The sequence below is a fragment of the Arthrobacter sp. 9MFCol3.1 genome (genome assembly GCF_000620385.1).
GTDB lineage: Bacteria > Actinomycetota > Actinomycetes > Actinomycetales > Micrococcaceae > Arthrobacter.
Genome location: NZ_JIBJ01000011.1, coordinates 86,889 through 98,858, shown reverse-complemented (window position 1 = coordinate 98,858; position 11,970 = coordinate 86,889). Strand labels below are relative to the sequence as shown.

The 11,970-nt window shown below is 67.8% G+C and carries 12 protein-coding genes; 6 read left to right on the top strand and 6 right to left on the bottom strand.

The window, feature by feature from the left end:
* Positions 1-3: 3 nt before the first annotated feature.
* Positions 4-927, bottom strand: a complete 924-nt coding sequence (locus C560_RS0112960; RefSeq protein WP_026538537.1) for an SDR family oxidoreductase — start codon at positions 925-927, stop codon at positions 4-6.
* A 187-nt stretch (positions 928-1,114) separates the two neighbouring features.
* Here C560_RS0112960 and C560_RS0112955 point away from each other — a divergent pair, with 187 nt between their 5' ends.
* A complete protein-coding gene (locus tag C560_RS0112955; protein ID WP_026538536.1) occupies positions 1,115-1,726 on the top strand; it encodes a TasA family protein in 612 nt (203 codons plus the stop codon).
* A gap of 92 nt (positions 1,727-1,818) precedes the next feature.
* On the top strand, positions 1,819-2,481 hold the full coding sequence (locus C560_RS0112950) for a signal peptidase I (protein ID WP_231494340.1): 663 nt from the start codon (positions 1,819-1,821) through the stop codon (positions 2,479-2,481).
* On the opposite strand, the gene C560_RS21800 is transcribed toward C560_RS0112950, so the two are convergent.
* Positions 2,478-3,398, bottom strand: coding sequence for a response regulator transcription factor (locus C560_RS21800; protein WP_231494343.1), 921 nt, complete (start codon positions 3,396-3,398; stop codon positions 2,478-2,480). The genes C560_RS0112950 and C560_RS21800 overlap by 4 nt on opposite strands.
* On the opposite strand from C560_RS21800, the gene C560_RS23845 reads away from it, so the two are divergent.
* Together C560_RS23845 and C560_RS0112940 are read left to right on the top strand one after the other, a co-directional pair.
* Positions 3,333-3,473: a hypothetical protein gene (locus tag C560_RS23845; RefSeq protein WP_231494345.1), complete on the top strand. Its 141-nt coding sequence runs from the start codon at positions 3,333-3,335 to the stop codon at positions 3,471-3,473. The genes C560_RS21800 and C560_RS23845 overlap by 66 nt on opposite strands.
* Positions 3,474-3,685: 212 nt before the next feature.
* Positions 3,686-4,156, top strand: a complete 471-nt coding sequence (locus tag C560_RS0112940; RefSeq protein WP_026538534.1) for a hypothetical protein — start codon at positions 3,686-3,688, stop codon at positions 4,154-4,156.
* A 63-nt stretch (positions 4,157-4,219) separates the two neighbouring features.
* Here C560_RS0112940 and C560_RS0112935 read toward each other — a convergent pair whose 3' ends face one another.
* A complete protein-coding gene (locus C560_RS0112935; protein ID WP_026538533.1) occupies positions 4,220-5,116 on the bottom strand; it encodes an MSMEG_6728 family protein in 897 nt (298 codons plus the stop codon).
* Positions 5,117-5,375: 259 nt separating this feature from the next.
* Between C560_RS0112935 and C560_RS0112930 the strand changes: the two genes are divergently transcribed.
* A complete protein-coding gene (locus C560_RS0112930; protein WP_043423076.1) occupies positions 5,376-5,903 on the top strand; it encodes a hypothetical protein in 528 nt (175 codons plus the stop codon).
* A 128-nt stretch (positions 5,904-6,031) separates the two neighbouring features.
* Here the strand turns inward: C560_RS0112930 and C560_RS0112925 are convergent, their stop codons facing one another.
* Positions 6,032-6,682 (bottom strand): LysM peptidoglycan-binding domain-containing protein, encoded by a 651-nt coding sequence (locus tag C560_RS0112925; protein ID WP_026538531.1) that lies wholly within the window; start codon positions 6,680-6,682, stop codon positions 6,032-6,034.
* Between the two features lie 269 nt (positions 6,683-6,951).
* The gene (locus C560_RS0112920; RefSeq protein ID WP_026538530.1) at positions 6,952-9,597 is read right to left on the bottom strand and encodes an excinuclease ABC subunit UvrA; all 2,646 of its coding nucleotides are present in this window, start codon (positions 9,595-9,597) and stop codon (positions 6,952-6,954) included.
* Positions 9,598-9,645: 48 nt separating this feature from the next.
* Between C560_RS0112920 and C560_RS0112915 the strand changes: the two genes are divergently transcribed.
* A complete protein-coding gene (locus C560_RS0112915) occupies positions 9,646-10,698 on the top strand; it encodes an adenosine deaminase (RefSeq protein WP_026538529.1) in 1,053 nt (350 codons plus the stop codon).
* Positions 10,699-10,791: 93 nt separating this feature from the next.
* Here the strand turns inward: C560_RS0112915 and C560_RS0112910 are convergent, their stop codons facing one another.
* On the bottom strand, positions 10,792-11,766 hold the full coding sequence (locus C560_RS0112910; protein ID WP_026538528.1) for an aldo/keto reductase: 975 nt from the start codon (positions 11,764-11,766) through the stop codon (positions 10,792-10,794).
* Between the last annotated feature and the right edge of the window lie 204 nt (positions 11,767-11,970).

The window sequence follows — 11,970 nt, the reverse complement described above, 5'->3', positions numbered from 1 at the left end:
ACTTTATGGGTGCCGGGCGCCAACCCCGGCGAGAACAGCGCGGTAGCCTTCTCGGAAACTGGGGTACTGAAAGTCGAAACCGGTGCTGCGGAGCAGCCCGTTACTGGCCCGCTTATTTCCGCCGCGGGAGGGTTCGCCGCCCGCCGCTTTGCCGCCCGACGCCGATGCGCCCGCCGCTTCGCCGCCCGCAACCGCACCAGCGGACTCCGACGGAGGCCGGGGGAGACCCAGCTCCGTGGCCAGGAAATCCAGCACGTCGCCGAGTTCGGCCGGTTCATTGTCCACGCCCAGATAGACCGGCGCCGGAACCGTGCCCATGGTGCACAGGTGGACGATCGCGGCGGCGGCGTCGTCGCGGTGGATCCGGTTGGTGAAACGCGACGCGGCAGGAATGACCGCGGTTCCACTGCGCACCTGGTCGATCAGCCGCGTCCGGCCGGGGCCGTAGATTCCGCCGAGCCGCAGCACCACGGGGGTGATGCCGGTGCCGCGCAGTCGGCTGTGGAGGAGTTCCTCTGCTTCGCGGATGATGCGGCCCGAGAACCCGCCGGGTTCCGGCGTCGTGCGTTCATCAATCCAGCCGCCGCCGGCGTCGCCGTAGACGGCGGTCGAGGACACAAACAGGACCCGGCGGACGCTTGCCCCGGAGGCGAGGACCGCGTCCAGGACGTTCGACAGCCCGTCCACGTAGGCGGCACGGTAAGCCTCCTCGGTCGGGGAATCCGCGGCAATCGCGACGACGACGGCGGTGGTGTCCGCCGGGATGGGCGGCAGCTCGGCGGAGCCCAGGTCAGCGGCTACTCCCTCGATGGCGGCCGGGAGTTTCTCCGGCGAGCGACGCCACCCCACCACGCGGTGGCCGGCCGCCGCGAAACGCAGCCCGGCCTCGGTGCCTAGATCGCCGCAACCGGCCAGCAGAACAGTCATGAAGCCAGTCTGCCAGCCTTCGGGAAGCGCCACGGACAGGCTTGAGGAAATCTTGAAGTGATCTTGTCCCCCGCTGCAGCCTTGCCTTGAAGGTGTCCGGGCATCGTTGTAAGGGTCAGCCAGGGGCTGGCGGATGCCACATACGTCGCCCGGCCAGCCACGGCCGGCCCCACGAAACGGAACTCTGATGGGTCTCAACCTCAATTCCACCTCCAGCAAGGTTCTTGCTTCCGCAGCACTCCTCGCCGCAGCCGCCGGCGTGGCCGGGATGGGTACCTACGGTGGCTTCACCGCCAGCACGTCGGCTTCCGCGGCGGTCAATTCCGCCACCGTGAACCTGGCCGGCGGCACCAACGACCGGCTCAACGTGGCTGCCACAGGAACCATTCCGGGCGACTCCATGCAGCGCGCTATCACCCTGGTCAACAACGGCGACCAGAACCTGACGGGGCTTACCCTCACCACCACCGCCACGACGTCGTCCATCCTGGACACCGACGCCACGAACGGCCTGCAGCTGCTGATTGAGAGCTGTCCGGTGGCGTGGACTGAAGCCGGGGCGTCCCCGTCCTTCACCTACACGTGCTCGGCTGGCGCTCCCACCACTGTCCTGTCCCTTCGCCGGGTGGTCGGGGTCTATGCGCTGCCGAATACGCTGAAGTCCCTGACTGCAGGCAGCACCGACTTCCTTCGCGTCACCATGTCTGTTCCGGCCTCGGCGGACAACACCTTCCAGGGCAAGAACAGCTCCATCAAGTTCAGTTTCGATGCCACCTTCCGCCAGGCGGGCGCCAAGTAGGCCATGCTCGGGGGCTCAGTGTGGCCTGGTCTCGGCCGTACTGAGCCCCCGGTTTTACCCTTACCAGCAACGCCGACAGGAGGTACCGTCCCGTGAGCGCAGCAATCACCGCAGATTCAAGGGACTCCGCCGACCTCCCGTCAGCAGACGGCCCCGTGCAGGGCGGTCCGGTCCAGGACCATTCCGTTTCCAGCCGCGGACGACGTCGAGCCCAACCGGTGCCGCCGGCCCGCGGGCGCCTGTTGTCCAAGGCGGTTGGTGCCGCCGGGAGTGCGGTGCTCACAGCCCTCCTCGTCGCCGCTGCCTTGGTATTCCTCTTCCTCGCCGTCGGGCCGCGTTTCCTGAACTACCAGACGTCCACCATGCTCACGGGGAGCATGTCGCCGGGGATCAACCCGGGGGACGTCGTCGTCAGCGTGAGGACGCCGGTCTCCGAACTGAAGGTCGGCGACGTCATCACCTACAGCATCCCCATTGACGATCACCGGATTGAAACCCACCGGGTGGCCAGCATCAAACGCGACGACGCCGGCGCGACGTCGGTGACCACCAGGGGTGACGCCAACCCCGGGCCCGACCCGTGGACTGCGGTGTTGTCTGAGGACTACGTCTATACGCAGGCCGGAATAGTGCCGTACCTGGGCCACGGCATCAGGGCGTTGCGTGAGCCGCTTGCCCAGTCGGTACTCCTCTACGGCGCCTCTGCCCTGTTCGTCGTCGTCGTACTGACGGCGATCTGGCGGAAGCCGCGCTAACCGGCGGAGGCGTGATCCTGGATTCCGCGCAGGTCGGCGGGATTGCCCGCTGCTTCCACCGGCGCCATGCGGTAGCCAACGCCGCGCACCGTGCGGATGAACCGCGGTTCGCGGCCTTTGTCGCCAAGCTTCTTGCGCAAGTTGCCGACGTGCACCTCCACGAGGTGCTCCTCCCGGGGCCATTCGTTGCCCCAGACCTGGGTCAACAGGGCCTTCCGGGTCCACACCCGACGCGGTGCCCCGGCCAAGGCCTCCAGGAGATCAAATTCGGTGCGCGTCAATTCCAGTTCGACACCATGAAGGGACGCCACGCGGCCTTCTGCCTCGACAACCAGCGGGCCGTGCTTGAGGACGCCGTTGGCATCTGCGTGCCGGAAGCCGGAACCTGTGGCTGCGGTCGCCGCGGACGCTGCGGACGCTGCGGCGCTGGCCGGCAAGGACACCGGGGGCACGGCGCCGCCGTCGCTCGCACGACGGCGGGGAGGCGCCCCGGGAACGCCGGGCGCCCCGGGCGTACCGGACGCTGTGTCGCCGTGCGCCGAGTCGCCGGGCGCGGCCGGTGTGAAAGCGGCAGGCATGAAATCCGTTGCGCGGCGCCGCGGCGTGGGGCGTTGCGCGGTTGGCCGGTGGCGCCGCATCACTGCCGTCACCCGGGCCTGGACTGAGCGCGGGCTGAACGGCTTGCGAATGAAATCATCCGCTCCGATCTCCAGTCCCATCACCTCGTCGATCTCGTCCGACCGGGCCGTGATCATGACGACGTAGGCGTCGGAGAATTTGCGCAGCCGGCGGCACACCTCCACGCCGTCCAAATCTGGAAGGTCGAGCTCCAGCGTGACAAGGTCCGGGCGGTGTTCCTGGATCTTCACGAGGCCTTCGGCTCCGGAACCGGCCGCAAAAACAGCGAAGCCCTGCAACTGAAGTGTCCGGCAGATGAGGAGTCGAACGTCGTCGTCGCCATCTACAACCACAGCGCGGAGCTGACCCTGTGAATCCAACGTAACCCCAGCTTCTAAGACCAAGAGACCCGTGAGTAGCAACCACCCCATGCGCCACGGGGTGTGACACAAGCCACAGGCGTAACAGTGGAGTTCAGGCTAACAGGTTTTCTTGAGCAAAAGTTGAAGTTTAACCCGGCCCGGTGTTGAAGCTCGGCTGTCAGAGTTGAAGCAACGACCAACTGCCCGGAGAGAAAGTGCCACCAGTGAACCTCGCCAAGCCCTCTGCGGCAGCCCCGCGGGTCTCGCCCGGGTGGTTGGCTCATCGGTCCGGGCTGCTGGCCGCCCCTCTGGCGGTGGCCCTGTTGCTGGGTGCTCCCGGGCTGGCCTCCGCGGCGTTTACGGCCCGAACCACAGCCGCCCTGAACGTGGGAACCTACACGGTCCCGGCACCGGCTTCCATCAACGGCACGCTGGAATGCACCACCATCCAGGGGAAGAAGGGTGCAGCCATCAGTTTCACGGGCTTCGCCGCTGTGGCCCGGGCAACGGCGTATACGGCGACGTTGACGTCTCCCACCGGGCCCCAAGCAGTGACCGAGATTGCCCCCGAGGACACCACGAATGAGGTCAAGGTTCTCAGCAAGGGCAACGGCAAGGGAACCTACACGTTCACGTTCTCCGCCCGGGTAGGCCTTTGGACCGGGCCGGAACTGCAACAATCGGTCACCTGCTGAACCGTGTGTCGGCGAACCGGGTGCCGGCCAACCGCATGCCGGCACACTCCGCCGGCCCTTTGGCTACCTCGCCGGGATCGGGAAGAAGGCCCGCGGGTCCTGCATCAGTGCAGGGTAATCGAAGGCGGAGCGGTCCACGATCTCGTCGACCTGGAAGTTGCGCGCGAACTGGCCATCAACCGTGATCGGGCGGCCCAGGACCTTGCCGACGGCGAAGGCGGCGCCGTCGTTGACCGGGATGGCAACCACGGAGTTGCCGGGCAGGGTGGTGAACGCCTCTTCCTGCTGCTGGCGCTTGCGCGTGGGCTTCTTGACGAGCTGCTTCGGGGGCAGCTTGCGCACCTTGCCGGGACGGCGGGAGCCCGAGTCGGCGTAGACGAACTGGTAGTCGTCGTCCGCGGGGGCCTTGCTGCGGCCAACCGGTGGCAGGCTGACGGTCTTCAGTTGTGCGGGCTCGGTGTCGCCCAGGGGCAGGCGCAGGACCCACATGCGGTCCCCGGCAGGATCCTCGGGCACCAACTCGTGCTTCGGTTCGGGCCAGATGTACTCCAGGTCCGGGTCCGTTCCCGGAAAGACCTCTGTATAGAACCTCGGATCCTTGGCGATCAGCCGGGACCGGTGGCTGAGGTGGAAATCCTCATTGCCCAGCCATGGAGGCATCGGGATCTTGGCGGCGTAGTCGGGGTGGGCCGCCTGCGGGGCGAACTCCATGATCTTCTCGCGCGTGGTGTCCTCGCCGCCGCGGGCCGTCCATTCATCCACCATGGCCAGGCCGTACATGGTCAGCGCAGGAACGTACCCCATCCACATCCGGATCGCCGGGTGAGACTGCCAGCCGTACTCCGGGATCACCAGCGCACGCAGGATCTGCAGCGCTTCGACGCGCTGCTTGCCGAGCCGCACACGGTCCAAAACCGCGGCGCTCTGCTGGAAATCGGGGAAGGGGAGGAAAGTCTGCATCTCTCCAGTTTGAGGCCACGGACCAAATGCGCCAATTGCTGGGGCGGCCGGTGAGCGTGCTCACATGCCGGAACAGGGCAGACAAGCGCGCCGGGGAGCCGCTAAAATAACATGAACCACTCCCGCCGCCACGGAAGACACGCCCATGCCTAATTCTGCAGAATCATCGCTTACGGAGCCCATCACAGCACTGCCCTTTACCGCAGAGCCACGAACAGCAAGTGTGGCACCGGCGCCGTTCGTGCCCAAGTATGGACAAATGCTCAGCCCCGACGCCCACGGAATAGTGGTGCTGGAGGAATTCACACTGGATCCGGTTGCCGCCCGCGACGAGCAGCGCGGGTTCCGAGCCGCCATGGCTTCCGTGGCCCTCACCATGCGGCGCCTGGTGGCCCTCCGCCTCTTCATCGCCGCCGTGGCGATCGCCAACCTGCCCCTGTTCCTGCTCTCGAGTGGCTGGGAGATCTACGTCATCTCACTGACCCTGGTGGTAGCCGTTCACGCCGCGGTGTCCTGGCTGAACCGCCACGAGCCAAGGATCAAGCAGCGCAGGATGCTGGAATTGCACCTGCACCGCGAGCGCAGCGCCAACTACCGCAAAGTCCGCGACGCCGTGAAGTACGTCATTGACGCCCCGGCCCGGATGAACGAAAGCCTTTACCTTGAGCTCCTCGCCGCCAAACGGGTAGCGCTGCACCTGGCCATGGGCACAGTTGCCCTGCTGGACACGAGCGACGACGCTGCCTGGAAGGTGCGGATTATCCGCGAAATCCCACAGGCCGCCTGAGCCCGCACGGCTCAACCCTCGGCTCAACCCACGGCTCACTGAAGCACCACGACGCCGGAGCGTCCCCTTGCGGGATCGCTCCGGCGTCGTGCTGTGTGGCTTGCTATACGCCACGTGCCGTAACCGCCCTATGCGGGCAGTTGCAGCACCTGGCCCGGGAACACCAGATGCGGGTTGCTGATGGTCGCCGCGTTGGCTTCGGCCAGCGCGAGCCAGCCCCCCGAGATGTTGAGCTTCGCGGCGATCGTGCTCAGGGTTTCGCCGCTCCGGATGGTGTAGGTCTGGCCACTTACGGATACCGGTGCAACGTGCCGGGGTGCAGGCACGGCTGCCTTGGGGGCGTATCTGGCGGGAGCCTTGGCTGCGACGGGAATCGCGGCGGGCTGTCGTGATGTGGCCGCGCTCTGCGGAACCGCGGCGCCACCGCGCAGGCCGAGCTTGGCGGCGCATGCTGGCCACGCGCCCCAGCCTTGGCTGGCCTGCACTCTCTCGGCCACGGCGATCTGCTGCGCACGGCTGGCATTGGCAGGGGACCCCGTGCCGCCATGGGCCGCCCAGGTGCTGGCGCTGAATTGCAGCCCGCCCGCGTATCCGTTTCCTGTGTTGGTGGCCCAATTCCCGCCACTTTCGCATTGGGCCAGTGAATCCCACGTGGAGGCAGGGGCTGTGGTTGGTACGGCCGCGTTAGCGGCCGAGGCGGACAGAGCGACGCCTGCAATTGAGACGGCCGCAAAAGTGATGCCGCGGCGCGCGGCAGTGCCATAGGTTGATTTCTTCATGGTTTAGATGCTCCTGAGGCCCACCAGCGCTCGGTCCGTCCCCGGACGTTATTACGCCACTGCCCGCCCCTGACAATAGAGGTCATAGCGGTGTCTACCGGTCGGGCAGTATCTGGTGGTGGTAGCACCGGGCATGCAATACCCGGTTGCCGGGCATGGACACTAGGCTAAGTCAGCCCCGGGCCGTTATCAAGACGTTACTTTGGCTGCTTCTGCCGTTATCATCCGGTCCGCGCTGAGGCCGACGCCTGCGACCATACTCGCGTGAATCAGCTTCCGAGCATTGCGGCCAAGTACGGAGCGGTCCGGCTCGCCGTGGAGCGCGCGACGGCGGCGGGAGTCCCGATCGCCACGATCTCGCCGCCCGCGTCCCCGCCGGCCGGGCCGAGATCGATCACCCAGTCCGCCGCGGCCACCACATCCATGTCGTGTTCCACCACAATGACGGTGTTCCCGGCGTCCACGAGCCGGTGCAGTTGGGCCATGAGGAGCTGGACATCGGCCGGGTGCAGGCCGGTGGTGGGCTCGTCCAGCAGGTAGAGGGAATGGCCGCGCTGGGCACGCTGCAGCTCTGTGGCCAGTTTGATGCGCTGGGCCTCACCGCCGGAGAGCTCAGTGGCCGGCTGGCCGAGGCGGAGATAGCCCAGGCCCACCTCGCGCAGCGTTTGCAGGCTGCGCGCCGCGGCCGGCACCCCGTCGAGGAACTCGGCGGCGGCGTTGACCGTCAGGCCCAGCACCTCCGCCACGTTCTTGCCCTGGTATGTCACCTCAAGGGTTTCCGGGTTGTAGCGCGAGCCATCGCACTCGGGGCAAGGGCCGTAGCTGCCGGGCAGGAACAGCAGTTCGACGGCGACGAAGCCCTCACCCTGGCAGGTCTCGCAGCGGCCGCCGGCAACGTTGAAGGAGAAGCGGCCGGCGCCGAAGCCCCGCGCCCTGGCCTCGTCCGTGGCCGCGAATTCCTTGCGCACTGCGTCGAAGAGGCCGGTGTAGGTGGCGAGGTTGGAGCGCGGAGTGCGGCCGATCGGTTTCTGGTCCACCTTGACGAGCCGGTCCAGCTGGTCGAGGCCCGAGACCGGTCCGACACTGAGCGGCTCGGTGGACTCACCGGCGTCGGCCTCCAGGTCCGCGGGGGCCTTGGCAACGTCTGGCTCCGGGTGCAGCCTGGCGCCGACCACCTCGGCCAGGACCTGGCTGACCAGCGTGGATTTGCCGGAACCGGAGACGCCCGTGACCGCGGTCAGCACGCCGAGCGGGAAGTCGGCGTCGAGTTCGCGCAGGTTGTGGCGGCTGATGTCGCGCAGTTCCAGCCAGCCGGCAGCTTCCCGCCGGGTGCCGCTGGCGGCGGAACCGCCGCCGTCGTCCGCGCTGTGGCTGCGATCGCCGTCGTCCGCAGTGCCGGAACCGTCAGCCGTACCGGCCGTGCCAGCCGAACCGTCCGGGAACAGGAACGGCCGGGTCACGGACGCCTCCACCTCGGCGAGGCCGGCCACGGGGCCGCTGTAGAGCACCTCGCCGCCACCTTCACCGGCGCGCGGACCGACATCCACCAGCCAGTCGGCGCGGCGGACGATGTCCATGTTGTGCTCCACCACGAACACCGAGTTGCCGGAGGACTTGAGCTGGTCCAGGACTGCGAGGAGGGGCTCGGCGTCGGCGGGGTGCAGCCCGGCGGAGGGCTCGTCCAGCACGTAGATCACGCCGAACAGCCCGGAGCGGAGCTGGGTGGCGATCCGGAGCCGTTGCATTTCGCCGGGGGAGAGCGTGGGCGTGGACCGGCCCAGCGCCAGGTAGCCCAGGCCGAGATCCAGCAGCACGGTGACGCGCTGCAGGAGGTCGCGGGTGATGGCGACGGCCACCTCGTTGCCCTCGCCGGAGGACTGCTTGCGGGACGCGGTCCCGGCCTCCGTGAGTTCGGTGGTGGGGCGGATGATGTCCGCCAGTTCGGTCATGGGGACGGCGTTGAGTTCGGCGATGGTGTGCCCGGCGAAGGTGACGGCGAGCGCGGCCGGAGTCAGGCCGCTGCCGCCGCAGACCGGGCACGGGCCGGTTTCCATGAAGCGCAGCACCTTCTCGCGCATGGTGGTGCTCTTGGAATCGGTGAGCGTACGCAGCACGTAGCTCTTGGCGCTCCAGAACCGGCCCTTGTACGGCTTGGCCACGCGGTCGCGCTGGGGCGTCACTTCCACCACGGGCTGTTCCTCGGTGAACAGGATCCAGTCGCGGTCTTTCTTGGGCAGCTTTCGCCAGGGGGTGTCGACGTCGTGGCCCAGGTGGGTCAGGATGTCGCGCAGGTTCTTGCCCTGCCAGGCCCCGGGCCAGGCGGCGATGGCGCCGTCGCGGATGCTCAGCGAGGTGTCCGGGACCAGCGAGGACTCGGTGACGGTGTGCGCGATCCCCAGGCCGTGGCACTCCGGGCAGGCGCCGGCGGCCGTGTTCGGCGAAAACGCGTCCGAGTCCAGCGGGCTGGCGCCGTCCGGATAGCTGCCGGCGCGGGAGAAGAGCATGCGCAGCGAGTTGGACAGTGTGGTGAGGGTGCCCACCGTGGACCGCGAACTCGGCGTCCCGCGGCGCTGCTGGAGCGCGACGGCGGGCGGCAGCCCGGTGATCATTTCCACCTTGGGGTTGTGCCCCTGCTGGATGAGCCGGCGGGCGTAGGGGGCCACGGATTCGAAGTAGCGACGCTGCGCCTCGGCATAGATGGTGCCGAAGGCGAGGGAGGACTTGCCGGAGCCGGAGACGCCGGTGAAGGCGACAATCGCGTCGCGGGGCACGTCCACGTCCACGTTGCGCAGGTTGTTCTCCCGGGCGCCGCGCACCCGGACAAAACCGTCCGTCGGATTGCCGGGAGCGAGATCAGGAATGAGGTCCCGGCCGGCCGGGCGCGGCACATGGGAAGCATGCTGTTTACTTTGCATTGGTTCGACTCTATCCGCTCCGGGGAGCGCCGGGCATATCCTTACCGGATGGAAACACACGACGCCGGGGCTCAACTTACGGAGAACGAACCGGACGAGCCGGAGGCCGGCGAACCCCTTCCGCTCCCGGTCGCCGAGCTGCACCTGCATATCGAGGGAACCCTGGAACCGGAGCTGATCTTCGCGCTGGCGGAACGCAACGGGATCGAACTGCCCTATGCGGACCTGGACGAGTTGCGCTCGCGCTACGAATTCACTGACCTGCAATCCTTTTTGGACCTGTACTACGCCAACATGGCCGTGCTGCAGACGGAGCAGGACTTCGCCGACATGACCCGCGCCTACCTGAACCGGGCGGCGCTCGCCGGGGTCCGGCATGCCGAGATCATGCTGGACCCGCAGGCCCACCTGTCCCGCGGGATACCGCTGGCGACGTGCGTCAACGGCGTGGCGTCGGTGCTGGCCGGTTCCCGGGAAGAGTTCGGCATCTCCACCCTCCTGATCGCGGCCTTCCTGCGCGACCTCACCGAAGAATCCGCCCTGGAAGTTCTGGAGCAGCTGCTTGCCATGGACGCCCCGATCGCCGGCATCGGGCTCGATTCCGCCGAGGTGGGCAACCCGCCGGCCAAGTTCGAGCGGCTCTTCGCCCGGGCCAAGGACGCCGGGCTGCACCGGATCGCGCACGCCGGCGAGGAGGGCCCGCCGTCGTACATCATCGACGCGCTGGACCTCCTGGAAGTTGAGCGGATCGATCACGGCATCCGCTGCATGGAGGACCCGGAGCTCGTGGAACGGCTCGTGGACGAGCTCATGCCGCTGACCGTGTGCCCGCTGTCCAACGTCAGGCTCCGCGCGGTGGACACCCTGGCGGAGCACCCGCTGCCGGCGATGCTCGCGGCGGGGCTGAACGTCTGCGTGAACTCGGACGACCCGGCGTATTTCGGCGGCTACGTGGACGACAACTTCGCGCAGCTGAAATCGGTGATCGGCCTGTCCGAGTTCGACTGCGTCCGGATGGCCGCGAACTCGATCCGGTCCTCCTTCGCGAGCGAGGAACGCAAGGCCGAGCTGCTGGCCGAGCTCGCCGCGTCCGGACACTAGCCACCAAAGCAACGCGGGGTCACTTACGGCCCATCCGGTGCCCCGGGATGGGCCGTAAGTGACCCCGCGTTGCTTGGTTCCGCTTCGGTCGGCTTAGACGTCGATCGAGTCCATGTGCGGGTACCGCGCTCCGGCTGCCGCCCCGGCCGGAGCCAGTTCGTCCAGGCGGTTCAGGTCCTCGGCGGAGAGTTCGACGTCGGCAGCGCCCAGGTTTTCCCGCAGCCGGTCGACCTTCTTGGTGCCCGGGATGGGAACGATGTGCTCGCCCTGGGCCAGCAGCCAGGCCAGTGCCAGTTGCCCCGGGGTGCAGCCCTTCGCGTCCGCGAGCTCTTTGACCCGGTCCACGAGCTGCAGGTTGCGGTCAAAGTTCTCGCCCTGGAAACGCGGGGAGTGCCGGCGGAAATCGTCTGCCGCAAAGTCCTCGGGGCTGCGGAACTGGCCGGTCAGGAAACCGCGGCCCAGCGGGCTGTAGGGCACAAAGCCGATGCCGAGCTCGGCGAGGACCGGGAAGACCTTGGTCTCCGGCTCGCGCTCCCACAGTGAGTATTCGGTCTGCAGGGCGCTGATGGGGTGCACGGCGTGGGCCCGGCGGATGGTGTCGGCGCTGGCCTCGGACAGGCCCAGGTGCCGGACCTTGCCGGCCTGGACCAGCTCAGCCATGGCCCCGACGGTTTCCTCGATCGGGACGGTCTTGTCCACCCTGTGCTGGTAGTACAGGTCGATGTGGTCCACGCCCAGCCGCTGCAGGCTGGCATCGCAAGCGGCGCGCACGTAGTCGGGCGAGCCGTTGATGCCCACCCAGGATCCGTCGGGCCGCCGTTCGTTGCCGAATTTGGTGGCCAGGACGACGTCGTCGCGTCGGCCGGCGATGGCCCGGCCCACCAGCTCTTCATTGGTGAAGGGGCCGTACATGTCAGCGGTGTCGAGCAGGCTTCCGCCGGCGTCGAGAAACGCCTGGATGGTGGCGATGGACTCGTTGTCCTCGCCGTGGCCGTAGAACTCGCTCATGCCCATGCAGCCCAATCCCAGGGCCGAGACGGTCAGTGTTCCGAGCGTGCGGGTTTCCATAGATATCTCCTCAGTGGGAACGGTGGGATGCCCAGTCCGGCACCCGATCCGGCGCATGGTCAGTGGCGGGACGGCGCGCGGTGGGCAGACCGCAACTCTAGGCCCATCGGGCCGGGGACACAACGGGAGCGCGCTGGATCTGCCTGTGCCCATTGCGCCCGGCCGGCGCGGTTCACCCTTGCCGGGGGATGCGCGGGGCGGGGG